Below are 18,742 nucleotides of genomic sequence, written 5' to 3' on the forward strand. Positions count from 1 at the left end.
AAAAAGTCACGCCGGAACGGGCGTGCCTATAATATAAATCCATACGTATGTATTGAAAAGGGGCCCGCATGGGACGAAAACGCAGCATTGACCGCGACAAGGTGCTCGACGCGGCCGAAACCATCGTCGTGCGCGACGGCGCCAAGGGCCTGACCATCGACGCGGTCGCCAGGGAAATGGGGGTCACCAAGGGCGGCATCCAGTACTGCTACGGCAGCAAGGACGCCATGATCGAGGCGCTGTTCGAGCGTTGGGACAAGGCCTACGAAACACTGTTCCAGGCGGTGCTCGGCGAGGATGCCTCGCCGCGCGGGCGGGTGCGCGCCCACGCCGAGGCCACTCGTCGCGCCGACGCCACATCCAATGCCAAGGCGGCCAGCCTGCTTGCCGCGCTGATCCAGGCGCCCGAATTGCTGGGCAGCACCCGGTCCTGGTATCGCAGCCGGCTCGACGGCCTGGACGTCGATACCGAAGCGGGCCGGCGCGCGCGGCTGGCCGTGCTGGCCACGGAGGGCGCCTTCCTGCTGCGCTTTTTCGGCCTGATGGAGATGGACGAGTCCGAATGGCAGGCGATTTTCCGCGACATCCGCGCCGTGCTGGTGGATGCGCCGTGAGCCGCCGTCCGGCAGGGGCCGCGAGGGGGAGCGATGCCATCGGCATTGCGCGCGCCGTGGCCGGCCCGGCCGCTCTGACCGCAACGCAGAGCCCGGCCATGGCCGCCCGCACCGCTTATCTCGGCCCGGCCGGGTCGTGGACCCACCAGGCCTGCCTGGACCTGTACGGCGCCGACGGCCTGGTGCCGTTGTCGCGCGAAGCCTTGTTCGCCGCCTACGCGGACGGCAAGGTCGAGCGGGCCTGCGTGCCGGTCGCCACCTCGGTGGTCGGGCTCACGCCCTATATGGAAGACGTGCTGGCGCTGCCCCGCGTGGTCGTGGTGGCCGAGTACCCGAAGATGCTGGGCTACAGCCTGCTGGCGCGTCCCGGCACGCGGCGCGAGGACATCAAGGAAGTGCATGCCCATCCCGTCGCTTTCGAAGAGGTCCGGCCCTGGCTGGAGCGCGAGATGCCCGGCGCCCGGCGCGTGCCGGCCGCCAGCGGCGGGGCCGCGGCCCAGGCCGTGGCCGCCAGTGCCACGCAGGACAAGGCATCGTTCGGCCCCAGGGTCGGGGCATCCGTCTATCAGTTGGTCTCGCTGGCCGATGGCATCGAAGAGGGGCCCCACAACGTGACGCGCTGGTGGGTGCTGGGCCGCGACATGCCGGCGCCGACCGGCAAGGACAAGACCTCGCTGCTGGCCTGCATCCCGGATGCCCGGCTGGCGCCGCTGCTGGCCGATTTCGCGCAGGCCGGGGTGCCGATCCTGACCATCTACGAGCGCCCCGCCAGGAAGACGCTCGATGCCCATCGCTATGTGGTCGAAGTGGCCGGCCACGTCCGCGATGACGCGCTGGCCGGCCTGCTGGCCCGGCAGGGCGAGCTGCGCGTGCTGGGTTCGTACCCGCGGCGCTATTGAAGAACCCGGCCGCTGCATGCCGGGCCCGATGCGCTAGATCAGAATGATGTCGTACTGCTCTTGCGAATACTGGCTCTCGACTTCCAGCGAGATCTGCTTGCCGACGAAGTCGCCCAGCATCGCCAGGTGCTGGCTTTCCTCTTCCAGGAACAGGTCCACCACGCCCTGCGCTGCCAGGATGCGGAACTCGCGCGGATTGAACTGGCGCGCCTCGCGCAGGATCTCGCGCAGGATCTCGTAGCACACGGTGCGCGCGGTGCGCACATTGCCGCGCGATTGGCACATCGGGCACGGCTCGCACAGCTGGTGCGCGAGCGAGTCGCGGGTACGCTTGCGCGTCATCTCGACCAGTCCCAGCTGGGTGAAGCCGTTGACCGTCATGCGCGTGCGGTCGCGCGAGAGCGCCTTTTTCAGTTCGGCCAGCACGGTTTCGCGGTGGTCCGGGTCTTCCATGTCGATGAAGTCCAGGATCACGATGCCGCCCAGGTTGCGCAGGCGCAATTGGCGCGCGATCGCCTGCGCGGCTTCCAGGTTGGTCTTGAAGATGGTGTCGTCGAAGTTGCGCCCGCCCACGAAGCCGCCGGTATTGACGTCCACCGTGGTCAATGCCTCGGTCTGGTCCACGATCAGGTAGCCACCCGACTTGAGGTCGACCCGGCGCGACAGCGCGCGTGCGATTTCCTCGTCGACGTTGGCCGTGTCGAACAGCGGGCGCTCGCCGCTGTAGTGGCGGATGCGCTCGGCCACCGAAGGCGTATACACCCGCGCCCATTCCTGCAGGGCGCTGCTGGTGCTGCGCGAATCGACCAGGATGGTGCCGGTATGCGGGCCGACCATGTCGCGCAATACGCGCTGGCCGAGCGTGAGGTCCTGGTGCAGGGCCGTGGGGGCGGGCTGGCTGCGCGCGGCCGCTTGCACGCTGGCCCACAGCTTGCGCAGGTACTCGAGGTCGGCGGCGATTTCCTCGTCGGTGGCTCCTTCGGCCTGCGTGCGCACGATGAAGCCGCCTTTCTCCTCCGGCGGCATCAGCGCCTGCAGGCGCTCGCGCAACTGGGTGCGTTCGGACTCGGAATCGATCTTTTGCGAAATGCCGATGTGGGGATCGTGCGGCAGGTACACCAGCATGCGTCCGGCGATGCTGATCTGCGTGGACAGCCGCGCGCCCTTGGTGCCCAGCGGGTCCTTGATGACCTGCACCATCAGGGTCTGCCCCTCGAACAGCAGCTTCTCGATCGGCGTGGGCGTCTGGCCCTGGCTGCGTTCGCTGCGGTTCTCCCGCAGGTCGGCGATATGGATGAAGGCGGCGCGCTCCAGGCCGATATCGATGAAGGCGCTCTGCATGCCCGGCAGCACGCGCACGACGCGGCCCAGATAGATATTGCCCACGTGGCCGCGCTGGACGCTGCGCTCTACATGTAGTTCCTGCACGGCGCCTTGCTCCACCAGGGCGACGCGGGTCTCAAACGGGGTAACGTTGATCAGGATGTCTTCCGTCATTGTGGGCAGGTCAGCTTATAGATAGAAGGATGCGAGGGATTGGCTAGGGTACAGGAACTCCGCAAGCAGCGGGTTTATAGTTGTGCTATAGTTCGCCCCCTTCGCAGTTCGGGTTGTCCCGGATGCGAAGCCGGAACCGCGAATCATGCGGTTTGCAGGTTCTCCGCCCAGGTGCGGGAGCCGGCAAGCCAGGGCAGGGGGCGCGGGCAGCACCGGGGCAGGGCGAGCGGGATTATGCCGATGTGGCGGTTCCCGGGGTTCTGGCAGGTGTTGTTGCACGACGGTTAACGAATCGCTGCCTTCGGGTTGCAAATTCTGCAAAAGTCGTGTTATAGTTTCGGGCTTGACAGTTGCCGAAATCCAAGGGTTAACCCTGATGCCGATCGGCGCGGGTGCTGGGGTTTCGAGAAGTGCCAGGTGAGAGGCGCAGGCCTTGAGGAAGGGGGTGAGTCAGGTGCGGAGCAGGCGAGGCCGACTTGACAAGCTGAAAAAACTTCTTCATAATCTCGTCTCTCTGCTGCTGAAAACGCAGCGCCGGTCGGAAGGCCGGATGGCAGGGCCGCTCTTTAACAATTTAACAACCGATAAGTGTGGGCACTTGGTGCGAGCGCACGGTGGCGGCTACGGTCGTCATCGAAAGCAAAGCATTATCAAGTGCTCACTGAATGAAGTAAGGTTTTTTAAACCTCACTTCCTTTGAGCAAGCGATACGGATCCTGGTTTCGATCAGGGTCCACACACAGAGATTGAACTGAAGAGTTTGATCCTGGCTCAGATTGAACGCTGGCGGGATGCTTTACACATGCAAGTCGGACGGCAGCACGGGCTTCGGCCTGGTGGCGAGTGGCGAACGGGTGAGTAATGTATCGGAACGTGCCCAGTAGCGGGGGATAACTACGCGAAAGCGTGGCTAATACCGCATACGCCCTACGGGGGAAAGCGGGGGACCTTCGGGCCTCGCACTATTGGAGCGGCCGATATCGGATTAGCTAGTTGGTGGGGTAACGGCCTACCAAGGCGACGATCCGTAGCTGGTTTGAGAGGACGACCAGCCACACTGGGACTGAGACACGGCCCAGACTCCTACGGGAGGCAGCAGTGGGGAATTTTGGACAATGGGGGCAACCCTGATCCAGCCATCCCGCGTGTGCGATGAAGGCCTTCGGGTTGTAAAGCACTTTTGGCAGGAAAGAAACGGCACGGGCTAATATCCTGTGCAACTGACGGTACCTGCAGAATAAGCACCGGCTAACTACGTGCCAGCAGCCGCGGTAATACGTAGGGTGCAAGCGTTAATCGGAATTACTGGGCGTAAAGCGTGCGCAGGCGGTTCGGAAAGAAAGATGTGAAATCCCAGGGCTTAACCTTGGAACTGCATTTTTAACTACCGGGCTAGAGTGTGTCAGAGGGAGGTGGAATTCCGCGTGTAGCAGTGAAATGCGTAGATATGCGGAGGAACACCGATGGCGAAGGCAGCCTCCTGGGATAACACTGACGCTCATGCACGAAAGCGTGGGGAGCAAACAGGATTAGATACCCTGGTAGTCCACGCCCTAAACGATGTCAACTAGCTGTTGGGGCCTTCGGGCCTTGGTAGCGCAGCTAACGCGTGAAGTTGACCGCCTGGGGAGTACGGTCGCAAGATTAAAACTCAAAGGAATTGACGGGGACCCGCACAAGCGGTGGATGATGTGGATTAATTCGATGCAACGCGAAAAACCTTACCTACCCTTGACATGTCTGGAATCCCGAAGAGATTTGGGAGTGCTCGCAAGAGAACCGGAACACAGGTGCTGCATGGCTGTCGTCAGCTCGTGTCGTGAGATGTTGGGTTAAGTCCCGCAACGAGCGCAACCCTTGTCATTAGTTGCTACGAAAGGGCACTCTAATGAGACTGCCGGTGACAAACCGGAGGAAGGTGGGGATGACGTCAAGTCCTCATGGCCCTTATGGGTAGGGCTTCACACGTCATACAATGGTCGGGACAGAGGGTCGCCAACCCGCGAGGGGGAGCCAATCCCAGAAACCCGATCGTAGTCCGGATCGCAGTCTGCAACTCGACTGCGTGAAGTCGGAATCGCTAGTAATCGCGGATCAGCATGTCGCGGTGAATACGTTCCCGGGTCTTGTACACACCGCCCGTCACACCATGGGAGTGGGTTTTACCAGAAGTAGTTAGCCTAACCGCAAGGGGGGCGATTACCACGGTAGGATTCATGACTGGGGTGAAGTCGTAACAAGGTAGCCGTATCGGAAGGTGCGGCTGGATCACCTCCTTTAAGAGCTTGAGTGCTCGTGTCAAGTGTCCACGCTTATCGGTTGTTGTTATATAGCTGCTGGATCGGTGGCTGCTGATCCGAGAGAGAAAGGTTTCGCGGGTCTGTAGCTCAGTCGGTTAGAGCACCGTCTTGATAAGGCGGGGGTCGTTGGTTCGAATCCAACCAGACCCACCAAGGTTTCCTGAGAGGGAAATGGGGGTGTAGCTCAGCTGGGAGAGCGCCTGCTTTGCAAGCAGGATGTCATCGGTTCGATCCCGTTCACCTCCACCAGAACCCGTCTTGAAGATGGGAGCGGGTTGGCAGGCGAGACCAGGAAGGCGAGAGAGCAACGCTTAGTGCTGCGAGTCAGTGTTAAGCGTTGGGTTTTGGCCCGACAGCTATATATGTTCTTTAACAATTTGGAAGAAGCACAACGTAAAGTGTTCGTTTAGTAGTCGACGCGAGTCGATGAAGACGGATACGGGTTGTGATTGCATGATTTTGTTCCAAGTCTCAAGAACTGGCTGGGCGCGCAAGCGTTTGGTCAGGTGCTTTGAACTTATGAACGGCACAAGCGCGAATGAACAGCACCTATAAGACTTTAGTGTTATAGGATCAAGCGACTAAGTGCATATGGTGGATGCCTTGGCGATCACAGGCGATGAAGGACGTAGTAGCCTGCGAAAAGCTGCGGGGAGCTGGCAAACAAGCATTGATCCGCAGATATCCGAATGGGGAAACCCACCGCGCAAGCGGTATCCCTGGCTGAATACATAGGCCAGTGGAGGCGAACCGGGTGAACTGAAACATCTCAGTAGCTCGAGGAAAAGAAATCAACCGAGATTCCGAAAGTAGTGGCGAGCGAAATCGGAAGAGCCTTTACGATTTAGCATTTTGCATAGTCGAACGGAATGGAAAGTCCGGCCGTAGCAGGTGATAGCCCTGTAGACGAAATGCAGAGTGTGGAACTAGGCGTAAGAGAAGTAGGGCGGGACACGTGAAATCCTGTCTGAAGATGGGGGGACCATCCTCCAAGGCTAAATACTCGTGATCGACCGATAGTGAACCAGTACCGTGAGGGAAAGGCGAAAAGAACCCCGGAAGGGGAGTGAAATAGATCCTGAAACCGTATGCATACAAACAGTCGGAGCCTCTTTATGGGGTGACGGCGTACCTTTTGTATAATGGGTCAGCGACTTACATTCAGTGGCGAGCTTAACCGAATAGGGAAGGCGTAGCGAAAGCGAGTCCGAATAGGGCGTCCAGTCGCTGGGTGTAGACCCGAAACCAGATGATCTACCCATGGCCAGGTTGAAGGCACGGTAACACGTGCTGGAGGACCGAACCCACTAGTGTTGAAAAACTAGGGGATGAGCTGTGGATAGGGGTGAAAGGCTAAACAAATCTGGAAATAGCTGGTTCTCTCCGAAAACTATTTAGGTAGTGCCTCAAGTATTACTGCAGGGGGTAGAGCACTGTTATGGCTAGGGGGTCATGGCGACTTACCAAACCATGGCAAACTCCGAATACCTGCAAGTACAGCTTGGGAGACAGAGCACCGGGTGCTAACGTCCGGACTCAAGAGGGAAACAACCCAGACCGCCAGCTAAGGTCCCGAATTATCGCTAAGTGGGAAACGAAGTGGGAAGGCATAGACAGTCAGGAGGTTGGCTTAGAAGCAGCCACCCTTTAAAGAAAGCGTAATAGCTCACTGATCGAGTCGTCCTGCGCGGAAGATGTAACGGGGCTAAGCGATAAACCGAAGCTGCGGGTGTGCACTTTTAGTGCACGCGGTAGGAGAGCGTTCTGTAAGCCTGCGAAGGTGGCTTGTAAAGGCTGCTGGAGGTATCAGAAGTGCGAATGCTGACATGAGTAGCGATAAAGGGGGTGAAAAGCCCCCTCGCCGTAAGTCCAAGGTTTCCTGCGCAACGTTCATCGGCGCAGGGTGAGTCGGCCCCTAAGGCGAGGCAGAGATGCGTAGCTGATGGGAAGCTGGTTAATATTCCAGCACCGTCGTACAGTGCGATGGGGGGACGGATCGCGGAAGGTCATCAGGGTGTTGGACGTCCCTGTTGCTGCATTGAAGATGGCGCTTAGGCAAATCCGGGCGCGAGAATCAAGGGTGTGGCACGAGCGAGCAAGTCTCGCGAAGTGATTGGAAGTGGTTCCAAGAAAAGCCTCTAAGCTTCAGCTGTACGAGACCGTACCGCAAACCGACACAGGTGGACGGGATGAATATTCCAAGGCGCTTGAGAGAACTCAGGAGAAGGAACTCGGCAAATTGATACCGTAACTTCGGGAGAAGGTATACCCTGGTAGTGTGAAGCGCCTGCGCGCTGAGCATGAAGGGGTCGCAGAGAATCGGTGGCTGCGACTGTTTATTAAAAACACAGCACTCTGCAAAGACGAAAGTCGACGTATAGGGTGTGACGCCTGCCCGGTGCCGGAAGGTTAAGTGATGGGGTGCAAGCTCTTGATCGAAGCCCCGGTAAACGGCGGCCGTAACTATAACGGTCCTAAGGTAGCGAAATTCCTTGTCGGGTAAGTTCCGACCTGCACGAATGGCGTAACGATGGCCACACTGTCTCCTCCTGAGACTCAGCGAAGTTGAAGTGTTTGTGATGATGCAATCTACCCGCGGCTAGACGGAAAGACCCCATGAACCTTTACTGTAGCTTTGCATTGGACTGTGAACCGGCCTGTGTAGGATAGGTGGGAGGCGCAGAACTCGAGTCGCCAGATTCGAGGGAGCCATCCTTGAAATACCACCCTGGTTTGTTTGCGGTTCTAACCTTGGTCCGTTATCCGGATCGGGGACAGTGCATGGTAGGCAGTTTGACTGGGGCGGTCTCCTCCCAAAGCGTAACGGAGGAGTTCGAAGGTACGCTAGGTACGGTCGGAAATCGTGCTGATAGTGCAATGGCATAAGCGTGCTTGACTGTGAGACTGACAAGTCGAACAGGTGCGAAAGCAGGACATAGTGATCCGGTGGTTCTGAATGGAAGGGCCATCGCTCAACGGATAAAAGGTACTCTGGGGATAACAGGCTGATACCGCCCAAGAGTTCATATCGACGGCGGTGTTTGGCACCTCGATGTCGGCTCATCTCATCCTGGGGCTGTAGCCGGTCCCAAGGGTATGGCTGTTCGCCATTTAAAGAGGTACGTGAGCTGGGTTTAAAACGTCGTGAGACAGTTTGGTCCCTATCTGCCGTGGGCGTTGGATACTTGACGGAGCCTGCTCCTAGTACGAGAGGACCGGAGTGGACGTACCTCTGGTGTACCGGTTGTCATGCCAATGGCATTGCCGGGTAGCTAAGTACGGAAGAGATAACCGCTGAAGGCATCTAAGCGGGAAACTCGTCTGAAGATTAGGTATCCCGGGGACTAGATCCCCCTGAAGGGTCGTTCGAGACCAGGACGTTGATAGGTCGGGTGTGGAAGCGCAGTAATGCGTTAAGCTAACCGATACTAATTGCCCGTGAGGCTTGATCCTATAACTCTCAAGTCTTAATTATTACCGCTGGACAGTAAGCGCCAGCGCCGTTCATACCAACACAACATACACACGCAACCCGCGTCGCTGCCAGTCCCAACCGACTGCCAGGCGCACGCTGTGCTTCTTCCAGATTCAAGCCGTTGACCATGCGTCAACCGCTTAGCCGGTTACGCCTGACGACCATAGCAAGGTGGTCCCACTCCTTCCCATCCCGAACAGGACAGTGAAACGCCTTCGCGCCGATGATAGTGGATGTACATCTGTGAAAGTAGGTCATCGTCAGGCTTTTATTGCTCAAAACCCCGCAGCCTCATGGCTCGCGGGGTTTTGTTTTTGGGGGGACGCCCAGGCGCCCGCACCTCGCCGGGTGCCTGTCCCCGCAGGGGGACGGGCACCTGCTTGCCCATGGCGCCGTCAGCGGATGTCGCCGTCCACGTAGTACCAGCGTTGCTCTTCTTTGACGAAGCGGCTCAGCTCATGCAGGCGCGTGGCGCGGCCGGCCTGGCGCAGGCGGGCGACGAATTCGACGGTGGCGTGGGTGTCGTCCTGTTGCTGACTGGCCTTGATTTGCAGGCCCAGCCATTTGACGTCGGCGGCGTTGGGTTCGAGTTCGGACGGGCGGGTGTCCGGATGCCAGGTCTGCAGTAGATAGTCCAACTGATCGAGCACGAAGGCGCTGTAGCGCGAGCGCATCAGCGATTCGGCATCGGGAGCTTGCAGGAACAGGGCGCCGGCGTGCCAGCGGCCGCAGCAGTCGGGGTAGGCGCGCGGTTTGCCGCAGGGGCAAGCGGCCGGGGATGAAGGGGGCTTTTTCACGGCGTCATTGTGGCAGGCGGCAGGCGCCGGGCGCGGTTCGGGGCGTGATGCGTGGCGCAGGCGCGCCCGGCGGGGCTTTTCTGCCTGGCCACGCGCATGCGGGTCCGCCGCGGTCAGGCCTGCAGGTCCTGGTATTCGGGGTGGCGTTTCAGGTAGACCGCCGCGTAGGAGCACTGCGGGACGACTTTCCAGCCGCGTTGGCGGGCGGTGTCCAGGGCGGCGCGCGTCAGCTCGGCGGCGATGCCGCGGCCGCCGACCGGGGCGGGAACGCCGGTGTGCACGATGGTCATGATGTGGTCGCGCAGGACGTAGTCCAGCTCGCAGCGCTGGCCGTCGACGGTGGTTTCAAAGCGGGACTGGGTTTCGCGATGCGCGATGTCGCTCATGGATGGGGGCTTCCTTGTTGGCGAAGAATGGCCAGGATGGCTGTCAGTTGTGCGTCGCGCGTGGCGCTCAGCTCGGCAATGGAGCGCTGGCCTGCTTCCGCGGCGACGCCCTGGATCAGTTTACGCTGCAATGCGGGCGTGAGTTCCGGCTTGCCCAGGTCGTCCCACCAGGTCTGGACGGGACCTCGCAGGTGGTCGAGGAAGTGGGCGAGCCCGCCTTCGCCGCCGCCCAGGTGGAATGTCATGTGCGGGCCGTACAGGGCCCAGCGCAGGCCGGGGCCCTGGGTGACGGCGGCGTCGATGTCGGCGACGCTGGCAACGCCTTCGGCGACGAGGTGGATGGCTTCGCGCCACAGGGCCGCCTGCAGGCGGTTGGCGACGTGTCCGGGGATTTCCTTGTCGATGCGGATGGGGTATTTGCCCAGGCTGCGGTAGAAGGCCATGGCGCGTTCGATCGCGGCCGGGGCGGTCTGCCTGCCGGCGACGACTTCGACCAGCGGGATCAGGTGCGGCGGATTGAAGGGATGGCCGATGACGCAGCGCTCGGGGTGCCGGCAGCCGGCCTGCAGGGCGCTCATGGGCAGCCCGGAGCTGCTGGAGGCGATGATGGCGTGCGGCGGCAGCGCGGCGTCCATGCGGGTGAACAGGTCGGCCTTGAAGTCCGGGCGCTCCGGCGCACTCTCTTGCACGAAGTCGGCGTCCTGCAAGGCCTCCTGCAGATCGGCGTCGAACCGCACGGCGCCGGGATCGGCGCCGTCCTGGATGGCGCCGGCGGCGGCCAGGGCCGGCCAGATGTCGGCGATGCGCCCGCGCAGCGATTCGGCCGCGCCGGGCGCGGGGTCGGTGACGGTGACCCGAAGGCCGCGGGCGGCGAACAGGGCGGCCCAGCTTGCGCCGATGGTGCCGGCGCCGACGACGGCGACGCGGGCAATGGGCGGGGAAACGACGTGTTCGGGTGGGTTCATGTCGGGCTCCGGGCATAGGCGTGCGTCGCGCACGGGCGCACGCGCCTATCTTGGGCGCGTCGGCGACGCGGCGCAAGCGGGCGCTGGACGGCGGCGGCACGACGGCGCTATGGTGGAGCGCTGCGCCCGCAGCGCTCGCCGCGGTCGGGGCGCGTCATGCACGCATCGAGGAGGAATCCCTGTGAGTCAGCTCTGGCGCATGTCGGCAAGCGATTTGGCGCAGGCGATCCGCGCGCGCGAGGTGTCGGCGCGCGCCGCGGCCGAGGCGGCCTTGCGGCGGCTGGATGAGGTCAATCCGCGCCTGAATGCCGTGGTGGACTGGCGTCCCGACGAGGTGCTGGCCCAAGCCGATGAGATCGATGCGGCGCTTGCGCGCGGCGATGATCCCGGACCCCTGGCGGGAGTGCCGGTGACGGTCAAGATCAATATCGACCAAGCGGGCTTTGCGACCAGCAACGGCGTCGCGTTGCAGAAAGACGTGATTGCCCAGGCCAACAGTCCGGTGGTGGACAACCTGCGGCGCGCCGGCGCGGTCATCCTGGGGCGCACCAATGCGCCAGCGTTCTCGCTGCGCTGGTTCACGTCCAATCTGCTGCATGGCCGCACGCTCAATCCGCGCAATGCGGCCCTGACGCCGGGCGGCTCTTCGGGCGGCGCGGCCAGCGCGGTGGCCGCGGGCATAGGCCAGTTGGCGCACGGTACGGATATCGCCGGCTCGATCCGCTATCCCGCCTATGCCTGCGGGGTCCACGGGCTGCGGCCTTCGCTGGGGCGCGTGGCGGCGTACAACGCGGCTTTGCCGGAGCGCTCGCTGGGCGGGCAGATTACCGCGGTGTCCGGGCCGCTGGCGCGCACGGTGGCCGATCTACGCCTGGGGCTGGCCGCGATGGCGGCCAGGGACGCGCGCGACCCGTGGTGGATGCCGGTACCCCTGGAGGGGCCGCCGGCGCCGCGCCGGGCCGCGCTGTGCGTATCGCCGGACGGGCTGGAGACCCAGCCGGCGGTGTGCGCGGCGCTCTACGAGGCGGCGGCGCGCCTGCGCGACGCGGGCTGGCAGGTCGAGGAGACCTGCGCCATTCCGCCGCTGCAGGAGGCGGCCGATCTGCAGATCCGCATGTGGCTGGCCGACGGCTACGAGGCGCTGCTGCGCGCCGCGCAGCAGGAGGGCGACCCCGGCGCGCTGGTGGCGCTGCGCGGCCAGCAGGAGGCGGCGCGGGCGCTCGATCTGCCCGGGTACACGGCGACCCTGACGCGTCGGGCGACGCTGACGCGCCTTTGGCAGCTGTTCTTCGAAGACTATCCCGTGCTGTTGCTGCCGGTGTCGGCCGAGCCGCCGTTTGCCGACGACCTGGATTTGCAGGGCGCCGATGCATACCGGCGCGTCTGGCGCGCCCAGCTGACCCAGGTCGGCCTGCCGTTCATGGGATTGCCGGGGCTGGCCCTGGCGATGCCGGGCGTGGGCGCGGCGCCGCTGGGCGTGCAGGTGGTGGCGGCGCGTTTCCGGGAAGACCTGTGCCTGGCGGCGGGCGCCGATATCGAGGCGCGCGGCGCGCCGGTGACGCTGGCCGGGCCTTGAGGCCGCGGCCCGGCGTCGTGGCCTACATGCCCAGCAGCAGCATGGCCCACAGGGAGATCATGGCCAGCAGGCCGAGCCAGCAGGCGCCCCAGAAGCCGATGATGGGCCATTTGACGTCCAGCGGCACACGCTTCGGATCGACATGCGCCAGCTGCTTGTTGGCATGGCCGATCAGCCACCACTTGGTGCGCGGAAAGGCCAGGCGCAGGAAGTAGTCCAGCATGATCGAAGCCTGGATCGCGAACGGATACTGCTTGAACGGCCGATGCTGCAGCAGCGGGTGGCGCAGTTCCTCGTTGGCGCGGCGCGCCTTGAACAGGAACAGCACCAGGCCGCTGATCGTGCAGGTGATGAAGCACAGGACGAACAGGCTGAACAGGAAGGTGACGGTTTGAGAATACATGCCGGCCTGCATCATCCGCGCACCTGGCCTTCGCCGTTGAGCACCCACTTGAGGGTGGTCAGGCCTTCCAGGCCGACCGGGCCGCGCGCATGCAGGCGGTTGGTCGAGATGCCGATTTCCGCGCCCAGGCCGTATTCGAAGCCGTCGGCAAAGCAGGTGGGCAGGTTGACGTACACCGAGCTGGAGTCCACTTCGCGCTGGAAGCGCTGCGCCGCCGACAGGTTTTCGGTGACGATGGCGTCGGTATGGCCGGAACCCCAGCGCGCGATGTGGTCCATGGCTTCGTCGATCGTGTCGACCACGCGCACCGCCAGGATGGGGCCGAGGTACTCGGTGGCCCAGTCGGCGTCGTCGGCCGGCTTGCCCTCGGGCAGCCATTGGAGCGCGCGGGCGCAGCCGCGCAATTCGACGCCGTGCTCGTGCAGCGCCTGGCCCAGCACGGGCAGCAGGCGCTGCGCCACGTCGGCGTGCACCAGCAGGGTTTCCATGGCGCCGCACACGCCGTAGCGATAGGTCTTGGCGTTGAAGGCGATGTCGTGCGCCTTGGCGAGATCTGCGGCCGCGTCCACGTACACGTGGCAATTGCCGTCCAGGTGCTTGATCAGCGGCACGCGCGCCTCCTGCGCCAGCCGGCTGATCAGGCCCTTGCCGCCGCGCGGCACGATCACATCGACGTGTTCGGTCATGGTGACCAGCTTGCCGACGGCGGCGCGGTCGGTGGTGTCGATCACTTGCACGGCGGCCGTGGGCAGGCCGGCGGCCTGCAGGCCCGCCTGCACGATGCGCCCCAGCGCCACGTTGGAGTGCAGCGCTTCGCTGCCGCCGCGCAGGATGGTGGCATTGCCGGATTTGAGGCACAGCGCGGCGGCGTCGATGGTGACGTTGGGGCGCGATTCGTAGATGATGCCGATCACGCCCAGGGGCACGCGCATCTGCGCCACGCGCATGCCGTTGGGCCGCACGCTGGTGGCGGTAATGCTGCCGACCGGGTCGGGCAGGGCGGCGATCTGGCGCAGGCCCTCGGCCATCAGCGCGATCGAGCGGTCCGAGAGGGTCAGGCGGTCGAGCAGGGCGGCTTCGAGTCCGTTGGCGCGCGCGGCGGCCACGTCCTTGGCGTTGGCGGCCTGCAGTTCGGCGCGCTGGGCCAGGATGGCCTCGGCCATGGCCAGCAAGGCCTGGTTCTTGGCGGCGCCGGTGGCGCGCATCATGGCGCGCGAGGCGGTGCGGGTCTGTTCGCCCACGGACTGCATATAGGTTTCGATAGAGGACATGGCTGCGTTCTGGTCTTGTAATGTCTGGCCGGCGGCTGGCCGGCATGCATGGCTGAAGTTTAGCCCGACCGATGCGCGGGGCGGGCCGGTCGGCGGGACGGAGGTGGCGGCCAGGCCGCCTTCACGGTCGGGCGCCGGCCGCGGCCACGCGCAGCGCGAGCCGGGTCATTTCTTCCCAGGGATCGGCCAGCCGGCCCGGTACGCTCAGGCCCTTGATCAGGCGATCGACTTCATGGGCGTGCTGCACGGCCGCCGGCCATGCGCCGGGCGCGACCCGGCCCAGCGCTTGCAGCGCAAGCCGTTCGTGGGCGCCGAAAATGCGCAGACGGCGCATCAGTGCGCCGGCGTCCTGGCCTTGCTGGCGCGCCTGCGCCACGCGCGCCAGCAGGCGGATTTCCTCGCCGACCGCCCACAGCACCAGCGGCAGGGCTTCGCCCTCGGCGCGCAGGCCGTCGAGCATGCGCACCGTGCGCGCCGTGTCGCCGGCCAGCATGGCGTCGCGCAGCCCGAAGACGTCGTAGCGCGCCACGTTGAGCACGGCGCGTTCGACGTCCTCGGCGGCCAGCTGGCCTTCCGGGTAAAGCAGCCCCAGTTTCTGGATTTCCTGGTGGGCCGCCAGCAGGTTGCCCTCGACCTTGTCGGCCATCCATTGCAGCGTGGCGGTGTCGGCGCGCTGGTTCTGGCGCCCCAGGCGCATGCCGATCCAGGCCGGCAGGCGGCCGCGCTCGACGTTGGCGATGTCGGCCATGACGCCGCCGCGCGCCAGCGCCTGGGCCCATTTGCTTTCGCGCGTGGCCTTGTCCAGGCGGGGCAGGGCCACGACCACGAGCGTGTCGGCGTCGGCCTGGTCGCGCGCCTGGTCGGCCAGCCGGGCCAGCATCTCGCCGCCGCTCTTGCCGGGCTTGCCGGTCGGGATTTTCAGTTCCAGCAGGCGCCGGTCGCCGAACAGCGAGACGCTTTGCGTGGCGGCCGCCACCGCGCTCCAGTCGCTGCGCGCGTCCATGACCATGGAGGTGCGCTCGGTGTAGCCGGCCGCGCGCGCCGCCGCGCGGATGGCGTCGGCGGCCTCGGTGACCAGCAGCGGCTCGTCGCCCGATACCGTGTACAGCGGCGCCAGCCGGCCCCCCGCGCGTGCGAGGTGGCTGGCCAGGGCGTCGCTGTCCAGGGGCGCGGCCATCGTCAGGGCGTGTCCATGCCGGGGTAGGCGTTGGGGGTGTTCCAGGGCGACGGCTGGCTGGCGGGCGTGGCCTGGTTGGGGTCGTAGACCGGCGCGTCGGGATCCAGCGTGCCGGCCGCGGCCCTGGCGGCGGCTTCGTGCACGTCGGGGGCCGTCAGGCGACGCAGCAGGCGGTTGACCAGCTCTTTTTCCATCGACTGGTACAGCGCGTCGATCTGGCCCTGCTTGGCCTGCACGACCTGGTCGTCATACGGCATTTCGCGATAGATCGACATCGTGGTGTCGGGCACCAGGGCATTGCCCTTGGCGTCGATCAGGCGGAACGTGTAGTCGATGCCCAGTTCGTATTCCTCGACCCGGCCCTGCGCATTGAGCGAAACCTCGCGCAGCGTACGGTCGGTGTTGACCTGCTGCAGGATGGCCTGCGCGTCCTTGCTGGTCGGCACCTGGCGGGTATTCGGCGAGGCGGCGCGCAGCGCGCGCCGCACGTCCGCGCCGAAGCGCGTGTTGTCGGGAATGCCGACATACAGCGTATCGAACGGCAGGGGCGTGACGCCGCGCATGGTGAAGCCGCAGCCGGCCAGCAGCATGAGCATCGCCAGCGCGATGCCGCGCGGCCAGGTCAGGCGGGGAAAATGCAGGAAGTGCCCGGCGAAGTTCATGCTTGTGGACCTCTGTCAGCCTACGACGTTGACCAGCTTGCCCGGCACGACGATGACGCGCTTGGGCGGACGGCCTTCGAGAAAGCGCGCCACTTCTTCCTGGGCGGCGGCGATGCGCTCGATGTCTTCCTTGGGCGCCTTGGCGGCAACCCGGATCGAGCCGCGCAGCTTGCCGTTGACCTGCAGCATCAGCTCGATCTCGTCGGCCACCAGGGCGGCCTCGTCGACGTGCGGCCAGGGCGCGTCCAGCAGGTCGCCCAGGTGCTCGGCGTAGCCGAGATCCTGCCACAGGTGCCAGGTGATGTGCGGCACCACGGGGTACAGCACGCGCAGCAGCAGGCCGAGGGTCTCGGCGCGCGCGGCATCGGCGGCGGGGCCTTCGGGCAGGGGCGCGTCGTCGATGGCATTGAGCATTTTCATGCAGGCCGACACGACCGTGTTGTACTGGATGCGCTGGTAGTCGTAGTCGGCCTGCTTGAGCAGCCCGTAGACCTCGCGGCGCAATTCCTTGACGGGGGCCGGGGCCTGCGCCCAGTCGGCGCCGGTGGCCAGGCCGCGGCCGACCGCCTCGCGCTGCGCGTAGCCCAGCGCCCACAGGCGGCGCAGGAAGCGGTTGGCGCCCTCTACCCCGGAGTCGGACCATTCGAGCGTCTGCTCGGGCGGGCTGGCGAACATGACGAACAGCCGCGCCGTGTCGGCGCCCAGGGTGTCGATCAGCGACTGCGGGTCGACGCCGTTGTTCTTGGACTTGGACATCGTGCCCACGCCGCCGTAATTCACTTCGGAGCCGTCGCGCTGGAGCTTGGCGCCGACGATGGCGCCCTTGGCGTCGTAGACGTTGTCGACTTCCTCGGGCCAGAAGTATTCGATGCCGCCCTGCGGCGTCTTGCGCGAGTAAATGTGGTTCAGCACCATGCCCTGGCACAGCAGCTTGGTGAAGGGCTCGTCGAAGTTGAGCAGGCTCAGGTCGCGCATGACCTTGGTCCAGAAGCGCGCGTACAGCAGGTGCAGCACCGCGTGCTCGATGCCGCCGATGTACTGGTCCATCGGCATCCAGTAATCGTTGCGGGCGTCGACCATGGCCTGGTCGTTGTCCGGCGACGTGTAGCGCATGAAGTACCAGGACGAGTCCACGAAGGTGTCCATGGTGTCGGTTTCGCGGCGCGCGGGCTTGCCGCAGCGCGGGCACGAGCACGACAGGAAGGCTTCGTTCTTGGCCAGCGGGTTGCCCGAGCCGTCCGGGATGAGGTCGTCGGGCAGCACCACGGGCAGGTCCTGCTCGGGCACGGGCACCGGGCCGCAATCGGCGCAGTGGATGATGGGGATGGGCGTGCCCCAGTAGCGCTGGCGCGAAATGCCCCAGTCGCGCAGGCGCCAGGTGGTCTGTTTCTCGCCCAGACCCTGGGCCGCCAGGTCGGCGGCGATGGTGTCCACGGCGGCCTGGTAGGCCAGGCCGTCATATTTTCCGGAGTTGACGGTGCGGCCGGCCTGCTTGTCGCCGTACCATTCCTGCCAGGCGTCGGTGGAGTAGGTCTTGCCTTCCAGCGCGACGACCTGGCGGATCGGCAGGCCGTACTTGCGCGCGAAGGCGAAATCGCGCTCGTCGTGCGCCGGCACGCCCATCACGGCGCCGTCGCCGTAGGTCATCAGCACGTAGTTGCCGACCCAGACGTCGATTTCCGCGCCGGTCAGCGGGTGGGTGACGGTCAGGCCCGTGGGCATGCCTTCCTTTTCGCGCGTGGCCATCTCGGCCTCGGTGGTGCCGCCCAGCTTGCATTGCTCGACGAAGGCGGCCAGCGCCGGATTGGACTGCGCGGCATGGGTGGCCAGCGGGTGCTCGGGCGCCACCGCGCAGAACGTCACGCCCATGATGGTGTCGGCGCGGGTGGTGAACACATACAGCTTGCCGTCCTGGATCAGCTTGCCGTCGGCGCCGGCGATGCGGTGCGGGAAGGCGAAGCGCAGGCCCTCGGACTTGCCGATCCAGTTCTCCTGCATCAGGCGCACGCGCTCGGGCCAGCCCGGCAGGTTGGTACTCACCTGGTCCAGCAGTTCTTCGGCGTAATCGGTGATGCGCAGGTAGTAGCCGGGGATCTCGCGCTTTTCGACCGGGGCGCCCGAGCGCCAGCCGCGCCCGTCGATGACCTGTTCGTTGGCCAGCACCGTCTGGTCGACCGGATCCCAGTTGACGACCTGGGTCTTGCGGTAGGCGATGCCTTTTTCCAGCATCTTCAGGAACAGCCACTGGTTCCACTTGTAATACTTCGGGTCGCAGGCGCACATTTCGCGCGACCAGTCGATGGCCAAGCCCATCGCCTTCATCTGCTTCTTCATGTAGGCGATGTTGTCGTAGGTCCACTTGGCCGGCGGTACCTTGGACTTGATGGCGGCGTTCTCGGCGGGCATGCCGAAGGCGTCCCAGCCCATCGGCATCAGCACGTTGTAGCCGCGCATGCGCAGCTGGCGCGCCATCATGTCGTTGATGGTGTAGTTGCGCACGTGTCCCATGTGCAGCTTGCCGCTGGGGTAGGGCAGCATGGAGCAGGCGTAGAACTTGGGTTTTTCCGACCCGTCGGGGTTCTTGGCGTGCTCGTGCACCAGATAGGCATCGCGGGCCTGCCAGGTTTGCTGGGCGGCTGCTTCGACGGAGTTGGGTTGGTAGCGTTCCTGCATGGACTCGTGCGAAAAAATAGGTAACGGACCGCGCCCGGCAGGGCGCG

12 protein-coding genes, 2 tRNA genes and 3 rRNA genes are annotated in these 18,742 nt (G+C 64.5%); 8 read left to right on the forward strand and 9 right to left on the reverse strand.

All coding sequences use genetic code 11. The annotated features are described in order from the left end of the window. Nucleotides 1-68 precede the first annotated feature (68 nt). Complete coding sequence (locus LK409_RS06535) at nt 69-614, forward strand: TetR/AcrR family transcriptional regulator (RefSeq protein WP_003813206.1); 546 nt, start codon at nt 69-71, stop codon at nt 612-614. After that, complete coding sequence (locus LK409_RS06540) at nt 611-1,513, forward strand: prephenate dehydratase (protein ID WP_010928170.1); 903 nt, start codon at nt 611-613, stop codon at nt 1,511-1,513. Before LK409_RS06535 ends, LK409_RS06540 begins: the two co-directional genes overlap by 4 nt. Nucleotides 1,514-1,546: 33 nt before the next feature. On the opposite strand, the gene rng is transcribed toward LK409_RS06540, so the two are convergent. Next, entirely contained in the window at nt 1,547-3,010 is a 1,464-nt protein-coding gene (gene rng, locus LK409_RS06545; RefSeq protein ID WP_003813204.1) for a ribonuclease G, read from the reverse strand. 748 nt (nt 3,011-3,758) lie between these two features. Here rng and LK409_RS06550 point away from each other — a divergent pair. The 5 genes from LK409_RS06550 to rrf all read left to right on the forward strand — a co-directional run bounded on the left by LK409_RS06550 (nt 3,759) and on the right by rrf (nt 9,051). After that, nucleotides 3,759-5,289, forward strand: a 16S ribosomal RNA gene (locus tag LK409_RS06550). Nucleotides 5,290-5,386: 97 nt separating this feature from the next. Then, a tRNA-Ile gene (locus LK409_RS06555) sits at nt 5,387-5,463 on the forward strand. A gap of 20 nt (nt 5,464-5,483) precedes the next feature. Further along, nucleotides 5,484-5,559 (forward strand) — tRNA-Ala (locus LK409_RS06560). Nucleotides 5,560-5,881: 322 nt separating this feature from the next. Next, a 23S ribosomal RNA gene (locus LK409_RS06565) occupies nt 5,882-8,763 on the forward strand. A 175-nt stretch (nt 8,764-8,938) separates the two neighbouring features. Continuing rightward, a 5S ribosomal RNA gene (gene rrf / locus LK409_RS06570) occupies nt 8,939-9,051 on the forward strand. Together the 16S, 23S and 5S rRNA genes with 2 tRNA genes alongside form the textbook arrangement of a ribosomal RNA operon. 129 nt (nt 9,052-9,180) lie before the next feature. Here rrf and LK409_RS06575 read toward each other — a convergent pair. From LK409_RS06575 to LK409_RS06585, 3 genes are all read right to left on the reverse strand, one after another. Then, nucleotides 9,181-9,582: a YchJ family protein gene (locus LK409_RS06575; protein ID WP_010928171.1), complete on the reverse strand. Its 402-nt coding sequence runs from the start codon at nt 9,580-9,582 to the stop codon at nt 9,181-9,183. A gap of 113 nt (nt 9,583-9,695) precedes the next feature. Continuing rightward, nucleotides 9,696-9,968: a GNAT family N-acetyltransferase gene (locus LK409_RS06580; RefSeq protein WP_003810239.1), complete on the reverse strand. Its 273-nt coding sequence runs from the start codon at nt 9,966-9,968 to the stop codon at nt 9,696-9,698. Further along, complete coding sequence (locus tag LK409_RS06585) at nt 9,965-10,933, reverse strand: 3-hydroxyacyl-CoA dehydrogenase NAD-binding domain-containing protein (protein ID WP_033449750.1); 969 nt, start codon at nt 10,931-10,933, stop codon at nt 9,965-9,967. The genes LK409_RS06580 and LK409_RS06585 overlap by 4 nt, the downstream gene beginning before the upstream one ends. A 181-nt stretch (nt 10,934-11,114) precedes the next feature. Between LK409_RS06585 and LK409_RS06590 the strand changes: the two genes are divergently transcribed. After that, a complete protein-coding gene (locus LK409_RS06590) occupies nt 11,115-12,509 on the forward strand; it encodes an amidase family protein (protein ID WP_003810245.1) in 1,395 nt (464 codons plus the stop codon). 22 nt (nt 12,510-12,531) lie between these two features. Here LK409_RS06590 and LK409_RS06595 read toward each other — a convergent pair whose 3' ends face one another. The 5 genes from LK409_RS06595 to leuS all read right to left on the reverse strand — a co-directional run bounded on the left by LK409_RS06595 (nt 12,532) and on the right by leuS (nt 18,695). Continuing rightward, a complete protein-coding gene (locus tag LK409_RS06595) occupies nt 12,532-12,927 on the reverse strand; it encodes a hypothetical protein (RefSeq protein WP_003810249.1) in 396 nt (131 codons plus the stop codon). Then, nucleotides 12,924-14,183 (reverse strand): glutamate-5-semialdehyde dehydrogenase, encoded by a 1,260-nt coding sequence (locus LK409_RS06600; RefSeq protein WP_010928173.1) that lies wholly within the window; start codon nt 14,181-14,183, stop codon nt 12,924-12,926. The genes LK409_RS06595 and LK409_RS06600 overlap by 4 nt, the downstream gene beginning before the upstream one ends. Nucleotides 14,184-14,304: 121 nt before the next feature. Next, entirely contained in the window at nt 14,305-15,360 is a 1,056-nt protein-coding gene (gene holA / locus LK409_RS06605; RefSeq protein WP_003810253.1) for a DNA polymerase III subunit delta, read from the reverse strand. Between the two features lie 2 nt (nt 15,361-15,362). Next, entirely contained in the window at nt 15,363-16,022 is a 660-nt protein-coding gene (locus tag LK409_RS06610; protein ID WP_003810254.1) for an LPS-assembly lipoprotein LptE, read from the reverse strand. Between the two features lie 15 nt (nt 16,023-16,037). After that, nucleotides 16,038-18,695: a leucine--tRNA ligase gene (gene leuS / locus LK409_RS06615; RefSeq protein ID WP_010928174.1), complete on the reverse strand. Its 2,658-nt coding sequence runs from the start codon at nt 18,693-18,695 to the stop codon at nt 16,038-16,040. Nucleotides 18,696-18,742 lie beyond the last annotated feature (47 nt).

This window comes from Bordetella parapertussis, assembly GCF_020735925.1.
GTDB classification, from domain to species: Bacteria; Pseudomonadota; Gammaproteobacteria; order Burkholderiales; family Burkholderiaceae_B; genus Bordetella; species Bordetella pertussis.

What these genes read in the sequence shown, in the direction of transcription:
- LK409_RS06535 (WP_003813206.1), top strand. Translation starts at nt 69, where the DNA reads ATGGGACGAAAACGCAGCATTGACCGCGACAAGGTGCTCGACGCGGCC.
- rng (WP_003813204.1), bottom strand. Translation starts at nt 3,010, where the DNA reads ATGACGGAAGACATCCTGATCAACGTTACCCCGTTTGAGACCCGCGTC.
- LK409_RS06580 (WP_003810239.1), bottom strand. Translation starts at nt 9,968, where the DNA reads ATGAGCGACATCGCGCATCGCGAAACCCAGTCCCGCTTTGAAACCACC.
- LK409_RS06585 (WP_033449750.1), bottom strand. Translation starts at nt 10,933, where the DNA reads ATGAACCCACCCGAACACGTCGTTTCCCCGCCCATTGCCCGCGTCGCC.
- LK409_RS06595 (WP_003810249.1), bottom strand. Translation starts at nt 12,927, where the DNA reads ATGATGCAGGCCGGCATGTATTCTCAAACCGTCACCTTCCTGTTCAGC.
- LK409_RS06600 (WP_010928173.1), bottom strand. Translation starts at nt 14,183, where the DNA reads ATGTCCTCTATCGAAACCTATATGCAGTCCGTGGGCGAACAGACCCGC.
- holA (WP_003810253.1), bottom strand. Translation starts at nt 15,360, where the DNA reads ATGGCCGCGCCCCTGGACAGCGACGCCCTGGCCAGCCACCTCGCACGC.
- LK409_RS06610 (WP_003810254.1), bottom strand. Translation starts at nt 16,022, where the DNA reads ATGAACTTCGCCGGGCACTTCCTGCATTTTCCCCGCCTGACCTGGCCG.
- leuS (WP_010928174.1), bottom strand. Translation starts at nt 18,695, where the DNA reads ATGCAGGAACGCTACCAACCCAACTCCGTCGAAGCAGCCGCCCAGCAA.